The sequence below is a fragment of the Paenibacillus lacisoli genome, assembly GCF_030580655.1.
Classification (GTDB): domain Bacteria; phylum Bacillota; class Bacilli; order Paenibacillales; family Paenibacillaceae; genus Paenibacillus; species Paenibacillus lacisoli.
This window is the reverse complement of sequence record NZ_JAUQTB010000002.1, coordinates 402,679-429,000: the sequence shown is the minus strand read 5'-3', so window position 1 is coordinate 429,000 and position 26,322 is coordinate 402,679. Positions and strand designations below refer to the sequence as shown.

The window sequence follows — 26,322 nt, the reverse complement described above, 5'->3', positions numbered from 1 at the left end:
TGTAACCTCTAGTCTTCAGGCATGAAGAACCTCGGTTACGACCTCTTCCTCAAACTGCTTCCGGTATTGTGAGGGGGTAATTCCGTTCACTTTTTTGAAGATAGTTATAAAATAGCTCAGATGGTCAAAACCCACCTCCAGCGCAACATCCACGATCTTCATGTCGCTGTTCTCCAGCAGCTTGCTGGCCTTCAGGATACGATAATGATTCATATACTCGACCGGGCTCTTCTGAACAAGATGCTTGAAGAAGCGGCAGAAATGCCCTTCACTCATGTTCACTTCTGCAGCCAGGTCCCGCAGCTTGATGGCTTCGCTATAATGCTCGTGAATATATTCCAGTGCTTTCTTGAGGCGTTTTACCTTATCGTGACTGGCGGATGCACGGGTATTGTTTTTGGCGGCAGGCTGCATGAAGGGGTACATTGCGGCAAAAATGGCATACAGCTGCGCTTTGGTGATCAGCTCGAATGCAGGTGATTCCTGCTCATTCACAGCAATAATGGTATGCAGTCCGTTCAGCACCAGCTGTTCCCATGGCTGTTTACCCGTAATATGCATCGGGGGCAGCAGCTTTTTCTTAAACAGCGGATCAAGATACTTTTCCTGCATGCTGTCAAAGGTATGGCTTGAGAGAAATCCGGGACTGAATACAACCGCTGAGAAGATGCAGGCCGGATCATCCTTCAGATAACCGGCATGGATTTCACCGCTGTTCACGAACAAGGCTTCGCCTGCATGGACTTCAATATAGTCCATGTCGATCTGAAATACGGCACTTCCCCGGGTTACCAGAATGAATTCCATTTCGTCGTGCCAGTGGCAGTCGAGAATGCTCTGGCCGTTCAATTGCTCGACATCCGGGTATACACTCACTGGATACATAGGGTTGCCATGAATCCGGTCTTCCTTGAGCATGTCGCGATTCATGAGGGTTCCTTCTTTCGGAAAGTGATATAATTGAATTTGCATACTTTATATAGAAAGGTAGTGCTCTAGTTATGAATAATACCTTGAACCAGCTTAACGATCACCGCTCCATCCGTCACTATACAGATCAGCCTGTTACCGACGAGCAGATCCAGGCTATTGTGACTGCTGCGCAAGCTGCGCCAACCTGGGCTAACGGTCAGCAGGTCAGTATCATCGGGGTGCAGGACCCCGAGAAGCGCGAGATCATTGCGCAAATTGCAGGAGGACAGCCATGGATTGCACAGGCACCTTTGTTTCTTATGTTCTGCATGGACTATTACCGGATCAAGCAGGTGATGGACAGCAGGCATGTGCCGCTCGGAGCAGCAAATAACGTAGATACACTCCTCATCGGTTCGACGGATGTCGGTCTCTCGATGGGATTTGCTATTACCGCAGCTCAATCGCTGGGTCTGGGCATTGTGCCTATCGGCGGAGTACGCCGGGACACGCAAAAGCTGATTGAACTGCTGGATCTGCCGGAATACGTCTTCCCGGTGTCCGGCCTGGTGGTCGGTCATCCGGCAGAGGCTTCGGCGAAAAAACCGCGTCTGCCGCTGCAGGCCTTCTATCATTCGGAAACATACAACCGCCAGCAGCACGGACTGATCGAGCAGTATGAGCTGGATTACGCGGCATATGTGGAAGAACGGAGTGAGGGACAGCAGCAGAAGAATTGGTCTGATACGATGGCTGCGTATTACAGCGGACCAGGGCTGGCCGGAACAGCGGATACGCTTCGCCGCCAGAAATTTGATTATAAGTGAAGAGCAGCTTCAGGAGCCGGGCATGTCCCGGCTTTTTTGATATGCCATAATATGCTATGGAAAGCAAACGCTTCCATGGTAAAGAGAAAACTAGATGGTTTTGCTTCTTTCGATCAAAATACTGATATAAATGATCAAAATATCGTAAGAAAACCTTTTCAATTATCAATATCATTATAGTATAACTGAAGGGGGTAAGGGAACATGAAATTTACAGATGGCTACTGGATGGTCCGCAAAGGATATGAGCTGCAAAATCCGGTGGATATCCGTGATATCGTACAAAACGGGGACTCCATCACGGTGTACGCTGCAACGAAGCGTATTGAGAAAAAGGGAGATACTCTGAACGGAACACTTCTGAAAGCTACTTACAGCTCGCCGATGCCAAACGTAATCCGGGTGCAGCTGAATCATCATAAAGGTAAAGTGAAACAAGGTCCTGAATTCGAGCTCAATACCCTGCAGACCGATGTGCAGATCACGAATGAAGGGAAAAATGCTGTTCTGCAAAGCGGTGATCTGCAGGTTCGCGTGGATGGCAGCAAGGGCTGGGATGTAGGCTTTTATTACGGCAGCAAACGTATGACAGGCTCCGCTTACAAGGGAGCAGGCTATATTACGGGACCTAACGACACCAGTTTCTACCGTGAACAGCTTGAGCTGGGAATCGGTGAGTATGTGTACGGTCTCGGTGAGCGCTTCACCCCATTCGTCAAGAACGGCCAAGTGGTGGACGTATGGAACGAGGATGGCGGCACCAGCAGTGAACAGGCCTACAAAAATATCCCGTTCTATCTCTCCAACAAAGGTTATGGTGTGTTCGTCAACCATCCGGAGAAAGTGTCCTACGAGATCGCTTCCGAGAACGTATCCAAGGTTCAGTTCAGTGTGGAAGGCGAATCCCTGGAATACTTCATCATCGGCGGTGCCGATCCGAAGGAAGTTCTTGATAACTATACGAAACTGACAGGCAAGCCTGCACTTCCGCCGGCATGGACCTTCGGTCTGTGGCTGACGACATCTTTTACAACAGATTATGATGAAGCAACCGTGAACCATTTTGTCGACGGTATGGCTGAGCGTGATCTGCCGCTCTCCGTATTCCATTTTGACTGCTTCTGGATGAAGGAATACCAATGGTGTGACTTTGAATGGGACAAAGACATGTTCCCGGATCCGGAAGGCATGCTGAGAAGACTCAAGGATAAGGGACTCAAAATCTGTGCCTGGATTAACCCTTATATTGCTGAAAAGTCTTATCTCTTTGACGAAGGTATGGAGAATGGCTATCTGGTTAAAACGGCTGACGGCAGTGTATGGCAGTGGGATTTGTGGCAGGCCGGCATGGCGCTGGTCGATTTCACGAATCCGGCAGCTGTAGACTGGTACAAAGGCAAGCTGAAAGTGCTGATTGACCAAGGTGTGGACTGCTTCAAGACGGACTTCGGCGAAAGAATTCCAACCAACGTCGTATATTATGATGGTTCCGATCCGCAGAAAATGCACAACTATTATACTTTCTTGTACAACAAGGCCGTATTTGAAGTGCTGGAAGAAAACCTGGGTAAAAATGAAGCGGCTCTGTTTGCCCGCTCCGCAACGGTTGGTGGACAGCAATTCCCTGTACACTGGGGCGGGGACTGTTCGTCCACGTTCGAGTCGATGGCAGAATCGCTGCGCGGCGGTCTGTCCCTTGGTCTGTCCGGCTTTGGCTTCTGGAGCCATGACATCAGCGGTTTCGAAATGACAGCTCCGCCTGAAGTATACAAGCGCTGGGTACAGTTCGGTCTGCTCTCTTCCCACAGTCGTCTGCATGGTAATGAATCCTACCGTGTGCCTTGGCTGTTTGATGAAGAGGCCGTAGATGTGGTTCGTGACTTTACGAAGCTGAAATGCAGCCTGATGCCTTACATTTATAACTCTGCCGTCGAATCCTCGGTTAGAGGTCTGCCGATGATGAGACCGATGGTGCTGGAATATCCGCAGGATCCAACATGCGCTACCCTTGATTTGCAGTACATGTTCGGGGATTCCATCCTCGTAGCTCCAATTTTCAATAACGAGGGTGACGTTCAATACTACCTGCCGACAGGCACATGGACGAACTTCCTGACGGGCGATCAGATAGAAGGTGGACGCTGGATCAGCGAGAATCATAACTTCAGAACACTGCCGGTGATGGTGAAGCCGAACAGCATTATTGCAGTGGGCAGCGAGAACGGGCGCCCGGATTATGACTTTGCTGACCAAGTGGCACTGCACCTGTTCGAGCTGGGTGAAGGCCGCACCGCTGAAGCCGTTGTTGTGAACAAGGCAGCCGAGACCGAATTGACGGTCAAAGCCGTCCGCAGCGGTTCGTCCATCCAGGTATCCGCTGAGGGTGCCGGCAAGCCTTGGACCCTCGTACTTCGTGGTATTCAAACAGTATCGAATGTGGAAGGCGGTACTTCCGCAGCGGGTGAACAGGGTGTTGTCATTACACCGGCTTCCGGAGCTTCCTCTGTCACCATTCAGCTGTAGAATGATATAAAGCCGGATGTATAAAACGAAAGCACTGTCCTTATTCAATGGACAGTGCTTTCGTTTTTGTTTCTGCATAGTGGAAGGAAAAATGGTTGTTATGGCCTATAAAGTAATATTCATCTTAAGACGATAATAATAAAGCCGCTTTAAAAACCACATCATGAAAATAGGTCTTAATATCTACTTGATCACACAACAAGATCTAACATTCAAAGGAGTATGAAGGAATGAAGATTAAAACAAAAATGATTCTCAGCGCTGTGTTGATTCCAGCTGCTATCTTCCTCTCGGAGTTTGTGAACCAGTATTTCAGCATGACGAGTGAGAATGAATACCGTGAAATTATTACCCAACAGCAGAAAATTGCCTATGATTTGCGTTCAATGCAGTATCTTATGGTTGGCATTGCGAACGATGAGCGGGGATTCCTCCTAAACCGTGACGATACATATGTGGATAACATTCATAAAAAGCAGGACGAGCTGAACAAGCTTGCGCAAGAAATCCTGCCTCTGCTGGACCCGGATGATACGGACGACAAGGAGCAGGTAGAAAAGTTCATCGAAGAAATGTCCAATTACAATTCTTTCACCGGTACTTTGCTAAATCGTGCAGGCTACAACAGTGTAAACGGGGATTATCCGCCGTTCTCCGAACTGACCGACGTTTATGCACAGGAGCGGGAAGTGCGGAAAAGTTTTAATACTGCGATCGAAGCGTTCGTACTGGAAAAGGATCAGGACATCCTTAACAGTATTAACGAGGTGCGTTCTGAGCGCGAAATAACAAATTATATCGTTATGGGCATTACCGGTGCGGCGATAGTGTACAGCATCATTCAGTCCCTGATTCTGATTCGCTCACTTCGACCGCTCAACCGGATGAGCAGCCAGTTATCCAGTATTGCAGATGGCGGCGGTGACCTGGTATCCCGCCTGGAAGTGAAGACGAAGGACGAAGTCGGAGAGGCAGCAGGTGCTTATAACCGTTTGATTGAAGGCATTCGAGCTATTATCGTGCAGACCCAGACAGCCTCCGCCCATGTAGCAGGGACGTCTTCCCAGCTGAATTCAAGCGCGGAAGAGATCCGTCAGGCTTCCCAGCATACGACAGAAGTCATGGAGGAGCTGGCATCGGGTATGGAAGGCCAACTAAATGATGTACAGCGCATGAATGTCATCATTCAAGAGCTGGTAAAAGGGCTGGATCAGATCTCGGAGCTCTCCCAGCATGTATCCTCGCGATCCGGCGATGCTTCCCAGGGCGCAGCAGAGGGCATGGAATCCATTACACAAGCGCTGCATCAGATGGAAATTATCAGCGAGAAGGTGGGAATGTCTGCTCAGGCCGTCCTGGATCTCAGTGGATATACGGACAAGATTGGCCATATGGGACAGGTCATCACCCAACTGGCGAAGCAGACAGGCATGCTCGCTTTGAATGCATCTATTGAAGCAGCCCGCGCTGGAGAGCACGGTCGTGGTTTTGCAGTTGTGGCCACGGAAGTTCGTAATCTGGCCGAGCAGTCTTCAGCATCCGCTCATGAAATTGCTGAGTTTGTGCGTGAGATCCAAAACAGTATTGAGACCGTGTCGGTTACAATGCAGGACGGTACTAATGAGGTCGAGAACGGCATTATCGTGATGCAGCAGGCTGAATCCTCTTTCCGCAGCATCGAACATTCGGTGGGACAGGTCAATGATCAGATTCACGGGGTAACTGCCGCAGTAAAAGAGATGACAGCCGGTTCCGGCGAAATTATGGAAGCCGCGAACCGGATATTGGCCGTTACCGATCAGGCTGCAGGTGCTACCCAAAGTGTCAGTGCAACAGCGGAGCAGCAGCTTGCTTCTATGGAAGAAGTCACGGCTTCTACAGAGTCACTGTCTGAAATGTCTGGTAATCTCAGCAGCTTGGTCGGCGGCTTCAAAGTCTAAGCGTTCAGGCGCATAATTCCTTCATTCTGGACCACACTAACCATTATGTTCTGCAGTATCGCATTTTGCTTAACTGCACGGTGCCGCTGACACTTCCTATAAGGTGGTTAGTTATCGGATGCAATCGAAAATGAAGGATTTATTGGCCTTGTCCACGATTCCGCTCATAATGACTCTTGGTAATTCGATGCTGATTCCGATTCTTCCGGATATTTCACGGAGGCTAGGGGTCAGCTCGTTCCGAATCAGCCTGCTGATTACGGTTTATGCTGTCGTAGCCATTCTACTGATTCCGTTGGCGGGGTACCTGTCTGACCGGTTTGGACGGAAAGCTGTTATTATCCCGTGCCTCATCATCGCTGCAGCGGGAGGAGCTGTATCCGGAGCAGGTGCCTGGTTCCTGACGGATGGCGCAGCGTATTGGACGATTATGGCAGGGCGTTTCCTGCAGGGCATCGGGGCGGCCGGTGCTTTTCCTATCGTCATTCCTTTGGTGAGTGATATGTTCAAGGATGAAGAGCAGGTTAGTAAAAGCCTTGGGATCATTGAGACCTCCAATACGTTCGGTAAAGTGCTAAGCCCGATTGTTGGTGCTGCCCTCGGAGCCTGGCTGTGGTATTCCCCTTTTCTGGCGATTCCGATACTCTGTCTGATCTCTCTGGTGATGGTCCTCTTCATGGTCAAAGCGCCTAAGCGAAAAGAGAAAGTACCCACTATCAAGGAATTTATCGGACAAATCAAGGATGTCCTCGGTAAGAAAGGACGCTGGCTTTACTCCATCTTTGCTATGGGCTGCATCAGTATGTTCATCCTGTTTGGTGTTCAGTTTTACTTATCAGAGAACCTGGAGTCGCGATACGGTCTTCATGGTATTATCAAAGGTCTGGTGATTGCGATACCTTTGGTAGCTCTTTGCCTGGCCTCTTATGCTGGTGGCAAAGTGATCGGTAAACATAAGAGAAGGATGAAATGGGTTGGATTTATCGGCTTAGTCCTAACAGTTGTAAGTGTCGCAGCTATCATCTTTGTGAAACAGATTTATATTGTCCTTGGGCTCTTCTCCTTAGGTGGTGCAGGTATTGGCCTGACGCTTCCGTGTCTGGACGCTCTGATTGCCGAAGGAATAGAGAAGAAGCAGCGCGGAACAATTACCTCGCTGTACAGCAGCATGCGGTTTATAGGGGTGTCGCTAGGGCCGCCCGTCGTGTCCCTGCTCGTCAACAGCGGCCAGGGGCTTCTGTTTGGGGTGTTCGCGGGGGTTGGCGTACTCGGCAGTATTCTTATGCTAGTCGGGGTTCGGCCTAAGGAAGACCAGAGCGGAGAGCCTGAATCTGCGGAGCAAGGATTTGACAGCAGCCGGATTCACCGCTTCCATTCCGATGCAGAGCAGATGCACGGACGTCTGGGGCTGCGGGGGATGAGGCGTAAGGGGAAAACCTGACATGAACGAACAAGATTGTAGCTCAAAGAAAAGCAGGCCTTTCCATGGGATAGGCCTGCTTTTTGGGTTTAGTGGATGATAAGCTGACGAGTCAAGACGGTTTGACACTGGTTTTGTTCGCAGACGACGTGCGCATCTGGATCAGATAGATTACCAGGAACAGCACGATGGCAATTGCAGAGTAACGATACATCGCCATATAGCTTGTTGCCTTCGCAACAGCACCCAGTACAAGCGCCCCGATGGCAACGCCAAAATCGAGGGAGTTCAGGAACATCCCGTTGGCCATCCCGCGCTGCTTCGGCGATACGACTTGGATCATCCAAGCCTGCAGTGAAGGCTGCATGACACCGAATCCGAGTCCATAAATAAAAGCCGTTGTGTACAGCCACCAGTTCGTATGAGCAAAAGACAGCATCACAAGCGAGACAATCATTAAAATAGAACCCGGAATTAGCAGCATCTTATGCCCGCTCCGGTCATAGATACGGCCGGAGATCGGACGCACAATCAACACGGCGGCAGCGTTAAACAGGAAGAAGAACGCCGGATTAGATAGATGGGCTTCTTCACCGAAAAGAGCAATGAAGCCGAGCAGACCGCCGTACGTTAATGACATTAACCCGTTCAGCGCAGCCGGAAGGATCAGCTTCCGGTTAAAGGCAGGCTTCTTGCCTTCGGCCGGTTCAACGGCAGGCGGCTCAATATGATTTTTGGGGAGGCGGCGTATCAGGTAAAAAGCGAGCGGAACGATGACGATAATTACCGCTGCTGTCGAATAGACTAGCGAGCTGAAGCCGTAGCTTTTAAGCATCGTTAGTCCAATCGTTGGACCGATGGACATAGCGAGACTGGTGGAGAGGCCAAAATAGCCCATTCCTTCACCAATCCGTTTCAGCGGCAGCACATCAGAGGCCATAGTCGGAAAGGCGGTGCTGCTCATGCCAAAGCCGATACCAAACACCATGCGCATCAGTATAAGCGTAACAATACCTGCAGCCCACTGGTAACCAAGAGTACCGCATAGAGCCAGGAGCAGCCCGACGAAGATCAGAACACTGCGATGCCCTTTCTCCAGCATACGGCCTGAAAACAGACGTGCTGCGATCGCGCTGAGTGCGAATAGGGAGGTAATCAGGCTGACCTCCAGCGCGTTGGCATGGAACTCGCTTTTGGCATAGACGGGTATGGAGGACAGGATCATCTGCAGCTGCAGAAACAGCAGCAGGTTGCAGAGGGTCAAGATGATGAAAGGCTGTGTCCACAATTTCTGGTTGTTATCCTGAATCATGTATTACTTCTCTCCTTGTTGTTCCATGTTGGTAAGATTGGCTTCGATCCTTATCAGGGTCTGCCAGAATTGCCGGATGTCCTGCTCCGGGATATGACGAACAAAATCTGCGTTGGCCTCCAGCTCTGTCGGCATGGTTTCTTCAATCAGCTGTTTGCCTGCATCTGTCAAATAGAGAAGGTATGCTCTCCGGTCATCCGGGCTGGGTACCCGGCGGACCAGGTTTTTGGCAGAAAGCATGTCCACGAGCCGGGCCGTTGTCGGCTGATCCTTGGCTGCTCGCTGGGCAATCTGCTTCTGATTGACACCTTCTCCTTGATGAATTTGAAACAGAATCGACCATTGTTCCGGCGTAATACCATGCGGCTTAAGACGGAGGGCTACCTGATGTGACATTCTGCGGTAAAGATTGCCCATCCGGAATCCCAGGGATTGCTCGAATAAAGGAGAAGATTCCATTCGCGACAGCTCCTTAGAATTTTTATGTTGTTATAACAATAATAAGTATGACAAGTATATAGGCATAAAAGATCGGAAACGGGCAGGCCGTTTCCGATCAGGTAAAGTTCGTTCTTATTTATGACCTGGAGTTTGTGGAACAGACTCCCAGTCTTTCAGGAAGCGCTCGATACCCGCATCAGTCAGAGGGTGTTTCCACAGTGTTGGTACCAGGGAACCTGGGATTGTAGCAATGTGGGCACCAGCCAGAGCTGCTGCTTCAACGTGTCCAACGTTACGGATACTAGCTGCGATAATTTCGGCTTTCAGACCATGGATATCCAGGATCGCTCTCAGGTCGCTGATCAGCTTCATGCCGTCAACAGCGATGTCGTCCAGACGACCAACGAATGGGCTGATGTAAGTAGCGCCTGCTTTGGCAGCCATCAAACCTTGAGCTGCGGAGAAGATCAGGGTTACGTTTGTTTTGATGCCTTTTTTGCTCAGCTCGTGACAAGCTTTCAGACCGTCTTCAGTCAAAGGCAGCTTGATGACAACGTTAGGAGCCCATTCAACGATTTCCAGAGCTTCCTGAACCATTTCGTCGGCTTTCAGGCTGATAACTTCAGCACTTACCGGACCGCTAACAACGGAACAGATCTCTTGAATAACTTCTTTAAATACACGGCCTTCTTTGGCGATCAGGGATGGGTTTGTTGTAACACCATCAACCAGACCAAGACTTACAATACGTTTGATTTCTTCCACATTACCAGTATCCAAGAAAAACTTCATTTTTTGTTTCCTCCTCGAAATGTAATAAAAGGTAGCATATTGATCAAAATAAATCTATAATTAGTATGTACCATATTTACAATTATGACACAACATTTATCAAAAAAACAAGTATTCTATACTGAAAAATTTAAAAATCTGCTTATTTGTCGAAACTTTTCGTCATTAGCATGCTGGATCGGGGGGATTGGTGATTGAGTTAACAACACGACATCAGGAAATTATTGAAATCGTAAGGCTTCATGCCCCGGTTACCGGAGAGCAGATCGCCGAAATGCTGGGTCTCAGCAGGCCAACCATCCGGTCAGACCTGTCCATTCTGGTTATGCTGGGGCTGCTGGACGCCAAGCCCAAGGTCGGTTATTTTCCCGGCCGTTCACTTCGTCATGAGAGTCAGCTCGGCGCACGGCTGCGCAAACTGGTGGTGAGTGACGTTCAGAGTGAACCTGTGCTCATCTCGGATGAAGCTACCGCCTATGATGCGGTTGTCGCTCTGTTTCATGAGAACACCGGCAGTATTATGGTGGTTGATGCCCGGAAGAGTCTTACAGGCATTGTCACCCGCAAGGATCTGCTGAAGTTCACACTCGGACATGCAGACCTTCGCTCTATTCCTGTCAGGCTGGCGATGACCCGTCTGGCCCGCATTGTGACCTTAACACCGGATGAACCGGTATTATCGGCGGCCCAGAAGCTGGTTCGCCACCAGGTCAACTGCCTGCCTGTTATCTGTTCAACACAGCAGGAGGCGGGAGAGGACGGATTACAGGTCATAGGATGTGTCACCAAAACGGATATTATGAGCGTCCTGATGGAAATGATGAGCGGTAATGAAGACGCATAACATCTTCCTTGAAGCGAAGCACAGAATCCTTTATAAGAGATACATAAGTTTATCCGTCAGAGGTCTCAATACGGGCGCAGAAGACCATTCCAGGAGGTGGAAGGTATGCACTGGCTGGCCATGATCACCATGCTGCTGGATCATGTGGGGCTGGTTTTCTTCCCGCAGGAGCTCAGCTGGCGGATTGTAGGAAGAATTGCTTTTCCTATCTATGCCTATCTTCTGTATCTTGGTTACAGGCATACCCGCAGTCCATCCGGATATATGCGGAGACTGCTGTGGATCGCCGTCATCTCTCAGGTTCCGTACACGGCCGGTTTGGGCATTTATGCACCGAACGTTGTATTTACACTGCTGTTCTCGCTGCTGGTGCTGTATGCGCTTCCGAAGCTTAAGCACTGGTCTGCCCAAATGATATTCGTCCTGATCTCCGGTCTGATCATGGAGTGGCTCCGTATGGATTACGGCATGTACGGTTTGCTGCTGGTGCTCATCTACCGTTATCTGCCAGGTTATACGCTGATTGCGGGTCACCTTGGATTAAACGTACTGTATGCAGGGACGGTGGGTTCGTGGCTGCAGCATTTCAGTCTGCTTTCAACGGTCCTGATCGCCTGCTTCCAGCAGACCCCCTCAGTATTTCGCCTGCAGGCACCGCGCTGGCTGTGGCGCAGCTTCTATCCGCTCCACTTGAGCATCATTGCACTGATTCGCTGGACAGCGGAAGGGACGGCTCCGTATTGATGCAGTTCTTCCTGTTCAGGTTAAGAATGGACAGGAGGTGCTGCACATGACCGGAAACAGCAGAGCGATCGGCAGCGGTAAAATAACCATCATACAAGGGGACATTACCCGGCTGCATGCAGATATAATCGTCAACGCAGCCAATTCAAGCCTGATGGGCGGCGGAGGGGTAGACGGTGCTATCCACCGTGCCGGGGGGCCTGCCATCCTGGAGGAATGCCGGACCATTGTCCGACGGCAGGGCGGCTGCCAGACAGGTGAAGCAGTAATCACTACCGCCGGCCAGCTGGCGGCCCGGTTCGTCATCCACACCGTAGGCCCCGTCTGGCAGGGGGGGCATCGTGAGGAAGCGAGGCTGCTGCGCTGCTGCTATGAGAACAGTCTGAAGCTGGCAGAAGCGCACGAAGCAGCGTCTATTGCTTTCCCCAATATCAGTACAGGAGTCTATGGTTATCCGAAGCAGGAGGCAGCTTCTATTGCCTGGCAATCTGCTGTGGATGATCTGCTTCGCGGCAGTGAGAAGGGACCGAAAGAGATCATCTTTGTATGTTTTGATCGTGATAACGCCGATATATATGAAAAACTGATGAGTGAACAGCTTCCATCATAGTGACGTTCCAGCACCCAAGAGCTGCAAATTGATGTTTTTCCTCCTTTGTAGTACATTAGCGTTAGAGTTAAAGGAGGCTGCATTCAAATTGAATAGACAAGACGATACTTTATACATCATGACCTACACATTAAATAGCGGTATCAAAGGCACAGTGCCGTTGTCTACCAAGCAAATACAGAACTGGATCGAATGCTACAAGAATGGTGTCCGGTATGTAACTTCTATTGGGAGCGAGTTTTTCGGCCTGAACCCGAATCTGGTTGCCGACTTCAAGGTCCACAATGAATTCTCCAGCCACCAAGAAGTCATTGAACCTCTGCAGCCTGAAACCTTCGGCAATCTTTACGATGCCTACAAGCAAAATGAGATTATCATCAAGATTGACTGCAAATGCGGGACGGCCTACATCACCGATTCCCCTTATAAACGAACCAAATGGTATTGCTCCAAATGCAGGGAGATTGTGTTCCTGGATGCCAAAAAAGGCATGGTAGAAACATCTAGAGGCCCTGCCTACTACATGACTAACAAATATTATGTGGATCGTGAGCCAACCGGGGTGTAGACGGTTGGCTGTTTGATGTGGACCCCGAACAGAAAATGCTGGATCATGTATTTAAAATAAACCGTCCTATTGTCGACGGGGCACGGTCATTTATATAATAAGTGAATAGATAATGTTTCAGGAAAGGATTCGGCCATGCATCCAATCATCATTCGTAATGTATCTGTTCACGATAAAGAACTTCATAGTCTGATCTCTCAACTGGATGAAGAGCTTCTGCAGCGTTATCCTACAGAGACGATCTACCGGGTGGATTTCACCGACCCCAAAGTGAGCTCGATGGTTTTTGCTGTAGCCTTTGATCAGGAGCTTCCGGTTGGATGCGGCGGTATCCGCAGGCTGGAGGATGGCGACGTGGAGCTGAAACGGTTTTTTGTCATACCCTCACATCGAAGAATGGGTGTTGCCGAGGGCATGCTGAAGCATCTGGAAGATGAGGCCAGGCAGTGGGAGTGTCCGCTGATCAAGCTGGAGACCGGGGCTCAGCAGCCGGATGCGATAGCTTTTTATAGTAAACACGGGTTTCGTGCTGTTGAAAGATTCGGAGAATACAGCGAGGATGAAAACAGTCTATGTTATGCGAAGCCGCTCTGAGCCCAAAGGATCCCGGCAGGAGCCGGGGTCCTTTGCTTCGCTGCAGCTGTTACAGATGATATTTGCCGTCAGGTGAGAAAATAACCCATTCCAGCAGCATGATCTTCTCATCAAGTACAGCCATTTGGCGTGACAGGCGCTCGTTCTCTTCAGTGCTTATATCATCTGATTGAAGAGATGCTTGGAGTTTGTTTCTCTGAACGGTAAATTCATTAATTTTGGCCTGAATCTGATTCGCTGTACGCATGGTTCATCGCTCCTTCGGTGAATAAAAGACGGCTGATCAGCCGCGCAAGTCATCATATCAAGGTTAGAACTCAAACTCAAGACGGAAGGCAGGAAGGAAAGCAATGAACTTAAAACAGCTGGCCGCAATTAAAGCGGTGGAAATGATTGAAGACGGGATGAAGGTCGGTCTAGGAACCGGTTCCACTGCCTACTGGGCTATCCAGGAGATCGGACGACGCGTTAAGGAAGAGGGGCTCCGTATCGAGACAGTTGCCACATCGCAGGCATCAGAAGATCTCGCACGTGAACTGGAGATCCCGATTCTGCCTTTCAGTGAGATTCCCCATCTCGACCTGACGATTGACGGCGCGGATGAGGTAGACCCGCAGCTGAACCTGATTAAAGGCGGCGGCGGCGCCTTGCTGCGCGAGAAAATAGTAGCTTCAAATAGTGATAAATTAATCATTATTGTGGATGAGAGCAAATCCGTTGAGACGCTGGGGGCGTTTGCTTTGCCGGTTGAGGTTGTACCTTTTGCCTGTGAGTGGACGCTGGCTGCCCTGGAACGTCTGGGCTGCAAGCCGGAGTGGCGGGTGAAGGACGGAGAACAATTTGTGACGGATAACGGGAACTACATAGCGGACTGCCGGATCGAACGTATTGAAGATGCTCCTTTATTGGAACAGCAGCTCAACCGGATCCCAGGAGTAGTGGACAACGGGCTTTTCATTGATATGGCTTCCATCGTCATCGTTGCTTGCAGCGACGGTACGATTGATGTGAGAAACCGCAAGTGACTGGAAGGAGCAGCAGGACGATTTTACGTCTGAGCCTGTTCGTGTATACGCTGCTTCTGATTTACATGATGTTCTTCGGGTTTGGGCGTTCCTATAATCCAGGCTCTCATTATTCTTACAATCTGATTCCGTTTGACACGATCAAAAGTTATTGGATGAACGTAAGAGGGCCGCATACTCTGCAAACGATGATGATTAATTTGCTTGGAAATATCGTTGTTTTTATTCCTTTCGGTATTCTGCTGCCAGGATCATATCAACGGTTGAAGAAGGGCGGTTCTTTTTTTCTGGTATGCTTATCCGCCTTGCTGCTGCTGGAAATCTCCCAGATGCTGCTGTATCGCGGGACGATGGATGTAGATGATGTGATCTTGAATCTGCTCGGTGCAGGTCTCGGATTCTGGAGTTTAACGGCAGGTCGGAAATTCATGAGGAGGCGTTCTTAAAAGGACGGACGTGCAAGTGCTGTTTGTATGAGGACAAATACTAAGAATCCATCCGTGTGGGAGTGCTCTGTGAAGAACGGGAATCCAAGCAGTCTGATGAACATGTTAGAATGTCCGTCAGACTGCTTTTTCTTTACGTTTAATTAGGAATGGATCGGTTCCAAGGCTGTTATGATGTCAGCTTCTTGACACTTCACTTCAATTGCGATATCTTTGAATGAAGATAACGGATGTGATGGAGGAACAGAAGATGTCCAGAGTACTTGATGAACGTGAACTTTCACTTAATTTATTTGTCGTATTGGCACGTGCCTATAATTCGGTGACCAGCCGCACGAATCGTGATATTCAGAGCCATGGACTGAACACGACCGAATTCGGCGTGCTGGACCTGCTGTACTACCGCGGACCGCAGCCGCTGCAGAAGATTGGGGAGAAGGTGCTGATCTCCAGTGGTAATATCACGTATGTGGTTGATAAGCTGCAAAAGAAGAATTTGCTCGTCCGGAGGGCTTCCCAGGATGATCGGCGTGTTATTTTTGCAGAGCTTACGGAAGAAGGTCGGCACTTTTTTGAACAGATTTATCCGCAGCACCATCGGGTGATCATGGATACGGTAGATGGCTTAAGCCGTGAAGAGAAAGAGCAGGCCGTAGAGCTGCTGAAGAAGCTTGGATTATCGGCCGAGACTAAGACGGCTGTTCAATCTTAGGTTGTTATTGCATAGGACTTTTTGTATAAATAAAACCTGCGTTTTCTACACAGAATCGCAGGTTATTTTTCTGTAAGCTTATTGCCATAAATGGTAATGCTGTTTAAATCGCTTGAAGAAACGTACTAGTTATGGGACAATTCTAGTAAGCTTTTATTTTATGTTTTTCGGATTTGAAAGGTCACCGTGTTTGGGCGAAGGAGGGCTGCACATGAGTGTACAATACAGTACAGTTGGGGAGCTTCTACTTCGGAAGGCAGAAGACCTTGCACTTGATATTACAGAGAGACAATATGAACGTCAGCCGGATTTGATGGAGCGATTCGGGCAAACGGGCTGGGAGAAGACAAAGCAGGATACGCTGTATACTCTCAATTACTTGGCAGAGAGTGTTCTGGTGAACAGCCCCGGACTATTCACCCATTATGTATCCTGGCTGAAAGATCTTCTAAGGCAGTACCGGGTAACTCAGGAGGATCTGCGGATTAATTTTGAACTGATGCGGGAAGCGCTGTGCGCTCATTTTGATGATCCGAATCATGATATTGTCCTGGACTATATGGACATGGGCCTGCACCAGATCATGGTGGACCATGATGGATTTCCTTCTTATATTAACGAGAGCAATCCACTGCGTGTGGATGCCCTGAATTACCTTAACTTGCTGCTGGAAGGGGACCGCAGCGGCGCATTCATGATCGTAGATCATCTGCTGGATCAAGGAACACCTATCAAGCAGGTGTATCAATATATTTTTCAAATGACGCAATATGAGATTGGACGTCTGTGGCAGCAGGGCAGGATTAATGTAGCCCAGGAGCATTACTGTACGGCAGCCACCCAGGCAATTATATCCCGGTTGTATCCCCGGTGGATGGCCGCAGGCGGTACGGGATACAGGCTTGTTGCTGCTTGTGTGGGCAAAGAGCAGCATGAGATCGGCCTGCGGATGCTGACAGACATCTTCGAACTGGAAGGATGGGACACGTATTATCTGGGTGCCAATGTGCCGGATAGCAGTCTGGTAACCACAGTCGCACAGCACCAGCCGGATGTTGTCGCGATTTCTGCGACGATGACGTTTCACATCCATCTTGTCAAGGAACTGATTTCGAAGCTTAGAGCTTACCCAGCCACGAGTCACGTCAAAATTTTGGTTGGCGGATTTCCATTCAGTATCGATCCGCATTTATGGAAAGAAGTCGGTGCGGATGGCAGTGCTGCAGGTCCTGATGAAGCGGTAAGAGTGGCGGAACTCTTATTGGATCCGGAGTTCGCTTAGGCGGACTGGAAGGGGGCTTAAATATGCAAGAAACATCGAACGAAGCGGAAATGCTGCTGAAGACGATCGAGATGCTGTCCGATCAGCTGATTCGGCAGAAGGCTCAAGAAGAGCAGGTTCTCAGCGAATTCTCTTCTATGAATAATGAGCTGGTCACGCTGCAGCGCGCATTGGCCAAGTCGAATGCGGAGCTGAAGCATGCCCGTGAATCGGCAGAGACGGCTAACGAAGCCAAGAGTAACTTCCTGGCCATGGTCAGCCATGAGATTCGAACCCCAATGAACGGTATTATTGGTATGAGTGAGCTGCTGTCTCATCAAGGTCTGAGCGAAGATCAGCGGGAAGCGCTGCTGGTCATTCAGGATTCAGCTTCTCTGCTGCTCACGATGATGAATGACCTGCTGGATCTCTCCAAGATTGAAGCAGGCCAGATGATGCTGGAGAACGGACCCTTAAATTTGAATGATATCGCCAGACGCGTCACGCAGCTGCTCGATGCAAAGGTCAAGGCCAACAACAATATCGTACGGGTTGAGATGGACCCGAGAATCCAGAGTGAGCTTGCGGGTGACAGTGCCAGGTTAACCCAGATCATTCTGAACCTGTTCAGCAATGCCAACAAATTCACCCGCGATGGTCAGCTGGACCTGTCGTTCAAGCTGATTGAGGAGCATGATCAGTATCAGCGTATCCGGTTCGAGATGAGGGATACGGGGATTGGGATCTCACAAGAGGATCAGGATAAATTATTCAGGCCTTATATGCAGACGGTAGAAGGCAGAGCTGCTCATTATGGAGGGACAGGACTAGGGTTATCAATCTGTAAATCCTTCGTCGAGTTGATGGACGGCAGTATTGGTGTCAGCAGCAAGCCGGGAAGCGGATCACGCTTCTGGTTCGAGATTGAGCTGGAGAAAGGCGGCGGCACATTGACAAATACACGTCTCGGTTCAAGTGAGCAGCGGCAGGTGAAGGATGAATCGCTTCCTGAAGAGAGACTGCTGGACGGCCATGATCGGGAACTGAAAGTCCTTGTAGCAGAGGACAATCCGATCAACCGTAAAGTCGTGCTTATGCAGCTGCAAAGGCTGGGCATCAAGCATGTGGATGTGGCAACGAACGGCAAGGAAGCGCTGGAGGCATTCCAGCAGAGCGAGTATGTCTGTATTCTGATGGATCATGTCATGCCAGTGATGGACGGCTTTACGGCTGCTGGTGAAATCCGCAGCTATGAACAGCTTCAGGGAGCTCCGAGAACGCCAATTATCGCGATGACCGGTAATGCTTCCGACATGGACCGGGAGAAGTGTCTGGCTGCAGGCATGGACGACTACCTGGCCAAACCTTTGACCATTGCTTCATTAGGGCAGGTTCTCAAGCGTTGGCTGCCTGAGGTTCCCGTGCTAGAGGCTGTGCTGGATGAAGAGATTGTCCAGGAGATTCTGGAACTTAGTGAAGACGGGTCGACCGAACTGCTGGAATCCCTGCTGGATATGTACATTGAGGATACTCCGGAAAAAGTTCAAATGCTTGAACAGTACCTGAATGCCGGGAATATGACCGAAGTGCTGCGAAGCGCTCATGATCTGAAGTCCAGCAGCTTGAGCCTAGGAATCAACCGATTGTCCAAGCTGTTCGGCAGTATTGAGAATGCAGCAAATGCAAACCGTCTGGAAGAAGCGGTACAACTGCTCACTGAGGTCATGCCAGCCTATGAAGAGGCCTGTAATTCGCTTCGAGGTTATTTTAAGTAAGTTTTCTATAGATGCGAGGTAGTATAAGCGCAAAACATATAGCAATAGAAACAAGCTTGCAGCTCGCCTGAGGCGGGACTGCAAGTTTTTGTGTATCAGGGGGAAAATACATATGCATGAAGCTCTAAAACGGGTGCATCCTTTGGCCTGGACCATTATTGTAGGTACCATCTTCGGGCGCATGGCAACGTCCATGAGTATTCCGTTTTTGTCCATTTATCTGACCAAGCAAATGGGAGTAACGGCATCTGCTACTGGCGTGATCGTAGCTGTCAGTTCATTAGTAGGGATCTTTGCCAGCTTTTACGGTGGTTACATCTCTGACCGAATTGGCCGCAAGAAAGTGATGCTGATCTCCGTGTTTGGCTGGGCGGCAGTATTCATCGGCTTTGCCTCGGCCTCGGCGGTGTGGGCCTTTTTTATACTTAATGCATTAAACGGACTCTGCCGTGCGCTGTTCGAGCCGACCTCCCGGGCACTGCTCTCCGATTTGACGGAAACAAAGGACAAACTGCTGGTCTTTAATCTGCGGTATGCGGCCATCAATATCGGTGTAGTAGCAGGGCCTCTCCTGGGATTGCAGCTTGGATTATCCAACTCCGGCACGCCCTTTCTGTTGTCGGGCGTTGTGTATGCCTTATATGGAGCGGTGCTGATCATCCAGTTCATGAAGTACGCGGCACTTTTTCTCCGGAAGCAGGCCCATGGAGAGACACTGCGGCTTAGTGAGGCGCTGCGGACGACGGGAAGAGACAGTGTATTCATGCTGATTTTGCTGGGATCGATCTTCAGCGTGCTCGGATATGGGCACTTCAGCTCGACACTGACACAGTTTCTGGCGCTGTCGCCGGAGGTGCCTGACGGAGCTACACTGTTCGCTTACATGCTTTCGCTGAACGCCGTAGTCGTTTTGATCGTTCAGTATCCGCTGGTCCGCATGGCCTCCCGCTTCTCGCCAATGGTCCCGCTAATTCTCGGTAACGCCTGCGTCTCCTGCAGTCTGCTGCTCTTCGGTTTGCTGACTCCCGGCTGGTCTTGGCTTGGTGCAGTTGTTCTGTTCACCATCGGCGAGGTCCTGCTCTTTACGATGATGGACGTCCTCATTGACCGCATAGCCCAGCCGGATATGAAAGGGACTTACTTTGGCACCATGGGTCTAAATAATCTGGGAAATGTACTAGCTCCTGTGCTGGGGGGATTCCTGATCGATTCGTTCGGCACAGCGCGGCCTTTGTCCGTATTCCTGCCGGTCGCTGTGTCAGCCGCGCTTGGCATACCGTTCCTGCTGCTGGCGAAGCGTCTCCTCTTCAAACGGGAGCATGAGGCAGAGGCGGCGGGAACCGTACGGACAGAATCACCAAGCGCCGAAACGCTGACTTAACCTGTCGGCCCTGTGCCAGAGCGTCTTACATAAATGTTCACCAACCGTCATTCCGATAAGAGGAGTGGCGGTTTTATATTTTATTACGGTTCGGCAAAATGTGAGCGCTTTCGACAATGGCTTTGTGTTATATTGTTCAGGTTCTTTCGGACGTCAACAGAAACGGGGGAAAGTCATGAATATTATTGAAGCTAGGGGATTGTCGAAAACGTTTAAGCATGCGATTAAGGAACCGGGGTTACGCGGGGCAGTCAAGCATTTGTTTAAGCCGCATCATGTCACCAAGGCTGCTGTTAACCGGATTGATCTGACTGTTCAGGCGGGGGAAGCGGTCGCTTATGTCGGACCGAACGGAGCCGGTAAATCGACAACGCTCAAAATGCTTACCGGCATTCTCGTTCCTTCATCTGGTGAAGTGCGTGTGAATGGCCTGGATCCTCACCGGCAGCGGGTTGAGAACGCGAGAAGGATCGGTGCCGTTTTCGGCCAGCGAACACAGCTCTGGTGGGACATTCCGATTCAGGAATCATTCTCCCTGTTAAAGGATATCTATGAAATTCCGGCCCAGCAATATAAAAGCAACCTGGATACCTTTACGGAGCTGCTGGGAATGGAAGAATTCCTCCACTTGTCAGCACGAAAGCTCTCACTGGGGCAGCGTATGCGGGCCGATCTGGCGGCAGCCCTGCTGCACAACCCGGATATTGTTTATCTGGACGAGCCTACAATCGGACTGGACATTGCCGTCAAATTAAAGATCCGGGAATTCATCCTGCATATGAATCAAACCCAAAAAACGACGATGATGCTGACCACTCATGACCTTGGGGACATTGAGAATCTGTGCCGGCGTCTGGTTATTATTGATAGGGGTTCTATCATTTATGACGGTAGTCTGCAGAGCGTCAAAGACCGTTTTGCCAAGGAGCGGCGCATCCATTTTCAGCTTGCTGAACCAAACGCTGTTCTGATGGATAATCTGGAACGCGATACAAGTATACATATTATTCAAACGCCGGATAAAGATTCCGACGGGCGCCAGTTATGTGTTTCCTTTGACCGCTTCACAATCAGTGCCAGTGAGGTGACCAGCCGGGTCATGCAGCACGGGGAAATTATCGATTTTCGGATCGAAGAACCTGATATCGAACAGGTCATCAAAGCAGTCTACGAACGCGAGCTGGACATGAGCCAGCCGGGTACGGCATAGGAGGAAAACCATGTCTGCAGTTCGCAAATATATAGCCATATCCAATCGCTCCCTGCAAAATGTGCTGTCCTACAGGGTCTCCTATGTGATTACTTTTGCCTCCAATTTGGTGAGTCTGATTACGCTGTTTTTCCTGTGGAACGGTATCTACGGCGGAAGACCTGAACTGGGGGCCTACTCGTGGGAAGAGATGAAGGCGTATCTGCTCGTCACGTTTTTTGCCAATTCCATGCTCTCATGGTATTCGGAGACGGCCATCTCAACGAAAATTCTGGACGGCAGCGTTGCGGTCGACCTGCTGAAGCCCATTAATTTTCAGAAGGCAAGACTGGCTGAAAGTGCGGGTTCTGTCCTGCTGGAAGGGGGAATATCGGGCGTCATGATCGGCGCTTTTATTATATTCACAGCAGGGATTCAGCTACCTGATTCGCTGCTGCAATGGTTTCTGTTCATCCTCAGTCTGATCGGCTCCATTCTGGTGAAGTTTGGTGTAGTTTATCTCGCTGCACTGCTGTGCTTCTGGTCTACAGGATCTCTTGGAATCGTATGGACGCGGATTGCTGTAACCAATCTTCTATCCGGTGCGCTGGTACCGCTATCATTTTTTCCGGGCTGGCTGGAGCGGATCGCGCTGCTGCTTCCTTTTCAGAGTATTATTTATACGCCTACTATGATTTTTCTAGGTAAAGCAGGGGCAGGCGAGCTGGCAGGACTCGTACTGATGCAGTTCTTCTGGGCGGCGGTCCTCTGGTTCGCCGGCCGGCTGCTGTGGAGCTGGGCGGTCCGGCAGGTGACGATTCATGGAGGATGAGTGTCATGAAAATATGGCAAACGTGGAGGTGCGAAAATGCCGCTTAAACGGATGTTTTTTCTGTATCGCAGAATGTATGCCGGGCAGTTAAAAGCTATTCTTGAATACAAGGCAGACGTCATTATATTAATGATTTCTGCGGCGTTAACCCAAGTGCTGGGCCTGGTATTTCTATGGGTCATTTATGATCGAATTCCAGATATCCAGGGCTGGACATTCTGGGAAGTTGTATTTATGTATGCTATGATTTTTCTGACCGAAGGTATAGGATCACTGTTCTTTGAAGGGACCTGGCGGATGGGCGGACTCGTGAACCGCGGAGAACTGGACCGTTACCTGCTCCGTCCGGTTCCGGTCGTGCTGCAGATTTTCTGCACAGGCATTGGGATTAACGGGCTGGGTAATCTGGTGATCGGAGGCATTCTGGTATGGCAGTCCCTGCTCCATGCGGGAATGATCTGGACGCCGGGCAAGCTGGCTGTGACCTTGCTGCTGGTGCTGACTGCCATGGCGATCCGGGTGGCGATCAATTTTGCCGGTAATTCGGCGGCCTTCTGGATCAAAAATGCAGGTAACGCCTTTCCGCTGATGGTGCACAGTTTATCGGACCTGGCCAAGTACCCGCTGACCCTTTTTCATACCGGTATTCAGGTGTTTATCTCGGTTGTTGTGCCGTACGCTTTTATCAGCTTTTTTCCGGCGACCTACGTATTCGGCAAAACGTCCTGGGGCGGTTACTGGCTGCTTGGACCTCTGGTGGCCGTGCTGTTCTGGCTGGCTGCCTACAGGGTATTCCGGATTGGGCTGCGGCAGTATGAGAGTACCGGGAATTAGTGATTGTGTCGGAGGAAGTTAGAGAGCAGGAGAGGAGCTGGGGAGATGAAACCCATTCGTAACTCAGCCAAGGCTGTGATACTACAAGAAAACGCTGTACTTTTGACCCGCAACCGGAATCAGGTTGGAGAGTTCTATCAGTTTCCAGGCGGCGGCCAGGAGAAAGGCGAGCCGCTGGAACATACGGTTGTGCGGGAGTGTATGGAAGAGATCGGACAGAAGGTTGAAGTAGAACGACTGCTGCATGTGAGAGAGTATATCGGAGGTAATCACCCGCACGGTGACCTTTATGGTGACATTCATCAGGTAGAGTTTTATTTTGCCTGCCGTCTCGTGGAAGGGAATGAGGCTCCATTGGACAACGGCTTGATCCCGGATGATACCCAGATTGGTGTGGAATGGGTGGAGCTTGACCGTCTGAGCGGATTAACGGTCTATCCGCGCAGGATGGCTGAAATGCTGGCTGCGGGTGAGCAGGGACCAGTCTATCTGGGAGATGTCTATTAAATGCCGTGACTGGCATCCGGCTTCAGGTTCGGGTAGAATAGAATCCTTAAATAGAAATCTTGAGAAAAGAGCAGGATGAACAGGCTGCAGAGGAAAGAGGGGCTGCAATGGGCGGATATGAAGATCAGCTGCGAAGCATACTTGATCAGCCGCAGGTATGGAAGGATCTCCGTCTTGTCCGGAAATTGGGACTTCCGCAGGCCTGCATCGCTGCCGGTTATGTACGCAATAAAGTATGGGACCACCTCCATGGTTATCTGGACGCTACCCCGCTCCATGATGTGGATGTGATCTATTACGATCTGGCGGATACGGATGAAGAGCGGGACTGGCAGCTGGATGTGAGGCTGGAAGAACATGACCCCGGCCGGGGATGGCAGGTTCGTAATCAGGCAAGAATGCATGAGTTCAGCGGGAATGCCCCTTATACTTCGGTGGAAGATGCCATGAGCTATTGGCCGGAGACAGCGACAGCTGTAGGTATCCGCCTGAACGAGCAGGACCAAATGGAGATACTCTGTCCGTACGGCCTGGATGATCTGTTCGCCATGCAGGTCAGACAGAGTCCGAGATACCGCAATACTGTGGCATATCGGCAGCGGGTGTTCGAAAAGGAATGGCTCGACAACTGGCCGCTGCTGATGATGAGTTAAGGAGAGAATGATAGTCAGGAACAGGGAAGAGAGGAGGACGTTAACATGTTTATGAATGTTAAAGCGCAGATTCGCGAACCGGAAGTGATGGAGCTGCTGGAATACGCTGTGTTCCCGGAGCCTGAACAGGTTGAGACTGCAGTGCAGTCCTATGAGAGCCACGATGAATATGAGCTGTATGCTTATGACGACAAAGAACTGCTGGTGGGGCTGATTGGTTTTGAAGACCGGGGGGAAGGGCTGTACATACGTCATATTTCAGTTCTGCCGGAGAACCGCCGTAAAGGCTACGGACGAGGCATGATTCTGGAATTGATGCTGGAACGAAATCCGGAGCTGATTATTGCCGAGACCGATGAAGAAGGCGTGGATTTCTACCGCAGCATTGGATTTATGGTGTTTAGTATGGGTGAAGTCTATCCTGGTGTAGAACGTTTCCGTTGTGAATACGAGGTAGAGCAGGCGGATGAAGAGGAACAGTAACTGCCCCATTCGAGTCAGAAAAGAGCAGGATTAAAGGCATTTCCCTAGTGGAAATGCCTTTTTGTGCTGCCTGTGCTCCATAACAGAATAAATTGTCCTTTACGTTATTGGTTCTAACTGTTATATTAGTTGTATAACAGTTAGATAAAAATTGTTAAGAAAGGAGATATTACGGTGATTATCGAGCTTAATATGCAATCTGAAGAGCCCATATATACCCAACTGATCCATCAGGTGATTGAAGGGATCGCCAGCGGACAGCTGCAGCCGGGAGAACCACTGCCGTCGGTTCGCAGTATGGCGTCCGATATCGGGGTTAATCTGCACACAGTGAATAAAGCTTATAATCTGCTGAAGCAGGGCGGCTTTATCCAGATTCACCGCCAGCGCGGTGTAGTCGTGGACCCGGACGGTGTTCCGGCAGCCACAGACTCGGACCGGGCTAGGCAGCAGCAGCAGCTGCGCCCGATCATTGCCGAGGCCATCTGCCGCGGGATGAAGGAAGCTGAGTTGATACATGCCGTTCAATCTATTTACCGGAATATCGTATCCGGCACCAAGGAGAGAGAGCTATGACCATTTTGCCAGTAATCCTGATCATTCTGTTGTTAATACCTGTAGCTGTGCTGCAGGTAGCTCTGCCTTATCTGACCCGGGAGACTGTAAGCTTCGGCGTGTCTGTGAGTGAAGAGGTTTACCGCAGCCAGCCTGTAGCTGCTATGCGCCAAAGATACACGGTCATCAGCAGCGCTGTATACGGCATCCTGATTATAAGTTTCACTGTTCTAGCGGTTGCGGCGGATACTCGGCTGCTCAGCGTGGCATTCCCGGCGGCCGTTGTGGTCATGCTCGCTGCTAATGGCCTGATCTATTATTCTTTTTATAAGCAGATGAAATCTCTGAAGTCTTCCGTACAGCAGGAGCAGCCCGTACAACAGGCCAAATGGAGCATGGATACCCGCTTTCGCAAGCAGCGTCTTACCTTATCTAATGCCTGGTATCTTGTTCCCCTTCTGCTGGCAGCGGCCAGCGCTGTATTCACCTGGTCCCAATACAGCGAGATCCCAGCCCGCATTCCGATGCAATATGATCTGGAGGGTCAAGTCACCCGATGGGCAGACAAGAATGTTCTGAATGTACTGCTTCCCAATATCATGCAGATCGGATTTACGCTGCTGCTGCTGCTCATCAATGTCATGATCCGCAGAAGCAAGCAGCAGCTCTCCCCATCAGATCCGGAGCAATCCTCCAGAACGAATGCGGTATTCCGTTACCGCTGGTCTCTGTTTAATCTGCTGACGGGTATCGCCCTAGTTCTCCTTTTCTCGTTCATGCAGGTAACAATGGTGTATCACATCGCACCGCAGACGAGCATGGTGGTCAGTATGATGGTACCCATTCTGGTAGTCATCGGCGCCTTGTATCTTTCTTTCTCAACAGGACAAGGGGGCAGCCGAATGAGGGAACGCGGGAACCACCCTGCTTATCCAGTCAATGACGATTCCCAGTGGAAGCTGGGGGCGTTCTATTACAATCCTTCGGACCCCTCCTTGTTCGTAGAGAAACGTATGGGGATCGGGTGGACGGTCAATATGGCGAGACCTGCGGCTTGGTTATTTTTTCTGCTGCCTATTGCGATCATTGTTGTGATATCCATCATTTTGACCTGAACGACAAGCGAACGAAAGGCGCCCTCC

General features: G+C 50.2%; 28 protein-coding genes. 23 read left to right on the top strand and 5 right to left on the bottom strand.

What is annotated here, in order from left to right; all coding sequences use genetic code 11:
• Positions 1-15: 15 nt before the first annotated feature.
• Complete coding sequence (locus tag Q5741_RS05840) at positions 16-930, bottom strand: AraC family transcriptional regulator (RefSeq protein WP_305023123.1); 915 nt, start codon at positions 928-930, stop codon at positions 16-18.
• A 71-nt stretch (positions 931-1,001) separates the two neighbouring features.
• On the opposite strand from Q5741_RS05840, the gene Q5741_RS05835 reads away from it, so the two are divergent.
• The 4 genes from Q5741_RS05835 to Q5741_RS05820 all read left to right on the top strand — a co-directional run bounded on the left by Q5741_RS05835 (position 1,002) and on the right by Q5741_RS05820 (position 7,643).
• Positions 1,002-1,739: an NADPH-dependent oxidoreductase gene (locus tag Q5741_RS05835; RefSeq protein WP_305023122.1), complete on the top strand. Its 738-nt coding sequence runs from the start codon at positions 1,002-1,004 to the stop codon at positions 1,737-1,739.
• A 204-nt stretch (positions 1,740-1,943) separates the two neighbouring features.
• On the top strand, positions 1,944-4,262 hold the full coding sequence (gene yicI / locus Q5741_RS05830; protein ID WP_305023121.1) for an alpha-xylosidase: 2,319 nt from the start codon (positions 1,944-1,946) through the stop codon (positions 4,260-4,262).
• Between the two features lie 230 nt (positions 4,263-4,492).
• Complete coding sequence (locus tag Q5741_RS05825) at positions 4,493-6,202, top strand: methyl-accepting chemotaxis protein (RefSeq protein ID WP_305023120.1); 1,710 nt, start codon at positions 4,493-4,495, stop codon at positions 6,200-6,202.
• A gap of 118 nt (positions 6,203-6,320) precedes the next feature.
• Positions 6,321-7,643, top strand: coding sequence for an MFS transporter (locus Q5741_RS05820; protein ID WP_305023119.1), 1,323 nt, complete (start codon positions 6,321-6,323; stop codon positions 7,641-7,643).
• A 91-nt stretch (positions 7,644-7,734) separates the two neighbouring features.
• Here the strand turns inward: Q5741_RS05820 and Q5741_RS05815 are convergent, their stop codons facing one another.
• The 3 genes from Q5741_RS05815 to fsa all read right to left on the bottom strand — a co-directional run bounded on the left by Q5741_RS05815 (position 7,735) and on the right by fsa (position 10,167).
• The gene (locus Q5741_RS05815; protein WP_305023343.1) at positions 7,735-8,931 is read right to left on the bottom strand and encodes an MFS transporter; all 1,197 of its coding nucleotides are present in this window, start codon (positions 8,929-8,931) and stop codon (positions 7,735-7,737) included.
• A gap of 6 nt (positions 8,932-8,937) precedes the next feature.
• Positions 8,938-9,393 carry a MarR family winged helix-turn-helix transcriptional regulator gene (locus Q5741_RS05810; RefSeq protein ID WP_305023118.1) on the bottom strand — a complete coding sequence of 152 codons (456 nt, stop codon included), beginning with the start codon at positions 9,391-9,393 and terminating at the stop codon, positions 8,938-8,940.
• A 114-nt stretch (positions 9,394-9,507) separates the two neighbouring features.
• Complete coding sequence (gene fsa / locus Q5741_RS05805) at positions 9,508-10,167, bottom strand: fructose-6-phosphate aldolase (RefSeq protein WP_305023117.1); 660 nt, start codon at positions 10,165-10,167, stop codon at positions 9,508-9,510.
• Positions 10,168-10,357: 190 nt separating this feature from the next.
• Between fsa and Q5741_RS05800 the strand changes: the two genes are divergently transcribed.
• The 5 genes from Q5741_RS05800 (at position 10,358) to Q5741_RS05780 (ending at position 13,527) form a co-directional block, all read left to right on the top strand.
• Positions 10,358-11,011, top strand: a complete 654-nt coding sequence (locus Q5741_RS05800; protein ID WP_305023116.1) for a helix-turn-helix transcriptional regulator — start codon at positions 10,358-10,360, stop codon at positions 11,009-11,011.
• A 105-nt stretch (positions 11,012-11,116) separates the two neighbouring features.
• Complete coding sequence (locus tag Q5741_RS05795; RefSeq protein ID WP_305023115.1) at positions 11,117-11,755, top strand: TraX family protein; 639 nt, start codon at positions 11,117-11,119, stop codon at positions 11,753-11,755.
• Positions 11,756-11,801: 46 nt separating this feature from the next.
• A complete protein-coding gene (locus Q5741_RS05790) occupies positions 11,802-12,365 on the top strand; it encodes an O-acetyl-ADP-ribose deacetylase (RefSeq protein ID WP_305023114.1) in 564 nt (187 codons plus the stop codon).
• A 118-nt stretch (positions 12,366-12,483) separates the two neighbouring features.
• Positions 12,484-12,933 carry a hypothetical protein gene (locus tag Q5741_RS05785; RefSeq protein WP_305023342.1) on the top strand — a complete coding sequence of 150 codons (450 nt, stop codon included), beginning with the start codon at positions 12,484-12,486 and terminating at the stop codon, positions 12,931-12,933.
• Between the two features lie 135 nt (positions 12,934-13,068).
• Positions 13,069-13,527: a GNAT family N-acetyltransferase gene (locus tag Q5741_RS05780; RefSeq protein WP_305023113.1), complete on the top strand. Its 459-nt coding sequence runs from the start codon at positions 13,069-13,071 to the stop codon at positions 13,525-13,527.
• A 49-nt stretch (positions 13,528-13,576) separates the two neighbouring features.
• On the opposite strand, the gene Q5741_RS05775 is transcribed toward Q5741_RS05780, so the two are convergent.
• Positions 13,577-13,774, bottom strand: coding sequence for a hypothetical protein (locus Q5741_RS05775; RefSeq protein WP_305023112.1), 198 nt, complete (start codon positions 13,772-13,774; stop codon positions 13,577-13,579).
• Positions 13,775-13,877: 103 nt separating this feature from the next.
• Here Q5741_RS05775 and rpiA point away from each other — a divergent pair, with 103 nt between their 5' ends.
• The 14 genes from rpiA (at position 13,878) to Q5741_RS05705 (ending at position 26,295) form a co-directional block, all read left to right on the top strand.
• Positions 13,878-14,552, top strand: coding sequence for a ribose-5-phosphate isomerase RpiA (rpiA, locus tag Q5741_RS05770; protein ID WP_305023111.1), 675 nt, complete (start codon positions 13,878-13,880; stop codon positions 14,550-14,552).
• A gap of 41 nt (positions 14,553-14,593) precedes the next feature.
• Positions 14,594-14,998: a VanZ family protein gene (locus Q5741_RS05765; RefSeq protein WP_305023110.1), complete on the top strand. Its 405-nt coding sequence runs from the start codon at positions 14,594-14,596 to the stop codon at positions 14,996-14,998.
• Between the two features lie 250 nt (positions 14,999-15,248).
• Positions 15,249-15,710, top strand: a complete 462-nt coding sequence (locus Q5741_RS05760) for a MarR family winged helix-turn-helix transcriptional regulator (RefSeq protein ID WP_305023109.1) — start codon at positions 15,249-15,251, stop codon at positions 15,708-15,710.
• A 211-nt stretch (positions 15,711-15,921) separates the two neighbouring features.
• Entirely contained in the window at positions 15,922-16,992 is a 1,071-nt protein-coding gene (locus tag Q5741_RS05755; RefSeq protein ID WP_305023108.1) for a cobalamin-dependent protein, read from the top strand.
• 23 nt (positions 16,993-17,015) lie between these two features.
• Complete coding sequence (locus Q5741_RS05750; RefSeq protein WP_305023107.1) at positions 17,016-18,746, top strand: ATP-binding protein; 1,731 nt, start codon at positions 17,016-17,018, stop codon at positions 18,744-18,746.
• A gap of 112 nt (positions 18,747-18,858) precedes the next feature.
• Complete coding sequence (locus tag Q5741_RS05745) at positions 18,859-20,127, top strand: MDR family MFS transporter (RefSeq protein WP_305023106.1); 1,269 nt, start codon at positions 18,859-18,861, stop codon at positions 20,125-20,127.
• A gap of 175 nt (positions 20,128-20,302) precedes the next feature.
• The gene (locus tag Q5741_RS05740; protein ID WP_305023105.1) at positions 20,303-21,337 is read left to right on the top strand and encodes an ABC transporter ATP-binding protein; all 1,035 of its coding nucleotides are present in this window, start codon (positions 20,303-20,305) and stop codon (positions 21,335-21,337) included.
• Positions 21,338-21,347: 10 nt separating this feature from the next.
• Complete coding sequence (locus tag Q5741_RS05735; protein WP_305023104.1) at positions 21,348-22,148, top strand: ABC transporter permease; 801 nt, start codon at positions 21,348-21,350, stop codon at positions 22,146-22,148.
• Positions 22,149-22,184: 36 nt separating this feature from the next.
• Positions 22,185-22,982 carry an ABC transporter permease gene (locus Q5741_RS05730; protein ID WP_305023103.1) on the top strand — a complete coding sequence of 266 codons (798 nt, stop codon included), beginning with the start codon at positions 22,185-22,187 and terminating at the stop codon, positions 22,980-22,982.
• A gap of 45 nt (positions 22,983-23,027) precedes the next feature.
• Positions 23,028-23,489, top strand: a complete 462-nt coding sequence (locus tag Q5741_RS05725) for an NUDIX domain-containing protein (RefSeq protein ID WP_305023102.1) — start codon at positions 23,028-23,030, stop codon at positions 23,487-23,489.
• Between the two features lie 107 nt (positions 23,490-23,596).
• Entirely contained in the window at positions 23,597-24,142 is a 546-nt protein-coding gene (locus Q5741_RS05720; RefSeq protein ID WP_305023341.1) for a nucleotidyltransferase family protein, read from the top strand.
• 45 nt (positions 24,143-24,187) lie between these two features.
• The gene (locus Q5741_RS05715) at positions 24,188-24,625 is read left to right on the top strand and encodes a GNAT family N-acetyltransferase (protein WP_305023101.1); all 438 of its coding nucleotides are present in this window, start codon (positions 24,188-24,190) and stop codon (positions 24,623-24,625) included.
• Positions 24,626-24,799: 174 nt separating this feature from the next.
• Complete coding sequence (locus Q5741_RS05710; protein WP_305023100.1) at positions 24,800-25,201, top strand: GntR family transcriptional regulator; 402 nt, start codon at positions 24,800-24,802, stop codon at positions 25,199-25,201.
• Positions 25,198-26,295 carry a DUF1648 domain-containing protein gene (locus Q5741_RS05705; RefSeq protein WP_305023099.1) on the top strand — a complete coding sequence of 366 codons (1,098 nt, stop codon included), beginning with the start codon at positions 25,198-25,200 and terminating at the stop codon, positions 26,293-26,295. The genes Q5741_RS05710 and Q5741_RS05705 overlap by 4 nt, the downstream gene beginning before the upstream one ends.
• Positions 26,296-26,322: the final 27 nt, after the last annotated feature.

Excerpts from the sequence above, each read along its gene's own strand:
- Q5741_RS05840 (WP_305023123.1), bottom strand. The coding sequence starts at position 930 with ATGAATCGCGACATGCTCAAGGAAGACCGGATTCATGGCAACCCTATG.
- Q5741_RS05835 (WP_305023122.1), top strand. The coding sequence starts at position 1,002 with ATGAATAATACCTTGAACCAGCTTAACGATCACCGCTCCATCCGTCAC.
- yicI (WP_305023121.1), top strand. The coding sequence starts at position 1,944 with ATGAAATTTACAGATGGCTACTGGATGGTCCGCAAAGGATATGAGCTG.
- Q5741_RS05825 (WP_305023120.1), top strand. The coding sequence starts at position 4,493 with ATGAAGATTAAAACAAAAATGATTCTCAGCGCTGTGTTGATTCCAGCT.
- Q5741_RS05820 (WP_305023119.1), top strand. The coding sequence starts at position 6,321 with ATGCAATCGAAAATGAAGGATTTATTGGCCTTGTCCACGATTCCGCTC.
- Q5741_RS05810 (WP_305023118.1), bottom strand. The coding sequence starts at position 9,393 with ATGGAATCTTCTCCTTTATTCGAGCAATCCCTGGGATTCCGGATGGGC.
- fsa (WP_305023117.1), bottom strand. The coding sequence starts at position 10,167 with ATGAAGTTTTTCTTGGATACTGGTAATGTGGAAGAAATCAAACGTATT.
- Q5741_RS05795 (WP_305023115.1), top strand. The coding sequence starts at position 11,117 with ATGCACTGGCTGGCCATGATCACCATGCTGCTGGATCATGTGGGGCTG.
- Q5741_RS05790 (WP_305023114.1), top strand. The coding sequence starts at position 11,802 with ATGACCGGAAACAGCAGAGCGATCGGCAGCGGTAAAATAACCATCATA.
- Q5741_RS05785 (WP_305023342.1), top strand. The coding sequence starts at position 12,484 with ATGACCTACACATTAAATAGCGGTATCAAAGGCACAGTGCCGTTGTCT.
- Q5741_RS05780 (WP_305023113.1), top strand. The coding sequence starts at position 13,069 with ATGCATCCAATCATCATTCGTAATGTATCTGTTCACGATAAAGAACTT.
- Q5741_RS05775 (WP_305023112.1), bottom strand. The coding sequence starts at position 13,774 with ATGCGTACAGCGAATCAGATTCAGGCCAAAATTAATGAATTTACCGTT.
- rpiA (WP_305023111.1), top strand. The coding sequence starts at position 13,878 with ATGAACTTAAAACAGCTGGCCGCAATTAAAGCGGTGGAAATGATTGAA.
- Q5741_RS05760 (WP_305023109.1), top strand. The coding sequence starts at position 15,249 with ATGTCCAGAGTACTTGATGAACGTGAACTTTCACTTAATTTATTTGTC.
- Q5741_RS05755 (WP_305023108.1), top strand. The coding sequence starts at position 15,922 with ATGAGTGTACAATACAGTACAGTTGGGGAGCTTCTACTTCGGAAGGCA.
- Q5741_RS05750 (WP_305023107.1), top strand. The coding sequence starts at position 17,016 with ATGCAAGAAACATCGAACGAAGCGGAAATGCTGCTGAAGACGATCGAG.
- Q5741_RS05745 (WP_305023106.1), top strand. The coding sequence starts at position 18,859 with ATGCATGAAGCTCTAAAACGGGTGCATCCTTTGGCCTGGACCATTATT.
- Q5741_RS05740 (WP_305023105.1), top strand. The coding sequence starts at position 20,303 with ATGAATATTATTGAAGCTAGGGGATTGTCGAAAACGTTTAAGCATGCG.
- Q5741_RS05735 (WP_305023104.1), top strand. The coding sequence starts at position 21,348 with ATGTCTGCAGTTCGCAAATATATAGCCATATCCAATCGCTCCCTGCAA.
- Q5741_RS05730 (WP_305023103.1), top strand. The coding sequence starts at position 22,185 with ATGCCGCTTAAACGGATGTTTTTTCTGTATCGCAGAATGTATGCCGGG.
- Q5741_RS05725 (WP_305023102.1), top strand. The coding sequence starts at position 23,028 with ATGAAACCCATTCGTAACTCAGCCAAGGCTGTGATACTACAAGAAAAC.
- Q5741_RS05720 (WP_305023341.1), top strand. The coding sequence starts at position 23,597 with ATGGGCGGATATGAAGATCAGCTGCGAAGCATACTTGATCAGCCGCAG.
- Q5741_RS05715 (WP_305023101.1), top strand. The coding sequence starts at position 24,188 with ATGTTTATGAATGTTAAAGCGCAGATTCGCGAACCGGAAGTGATGGAG.
- Q5741_RS05705 (WP_305023099.1), top strand. The coding sequence starts at position 25,198 with ATGACCATTTTGCCAGTAATCCTGATCATTCTGTTGTTAATACCTGTA.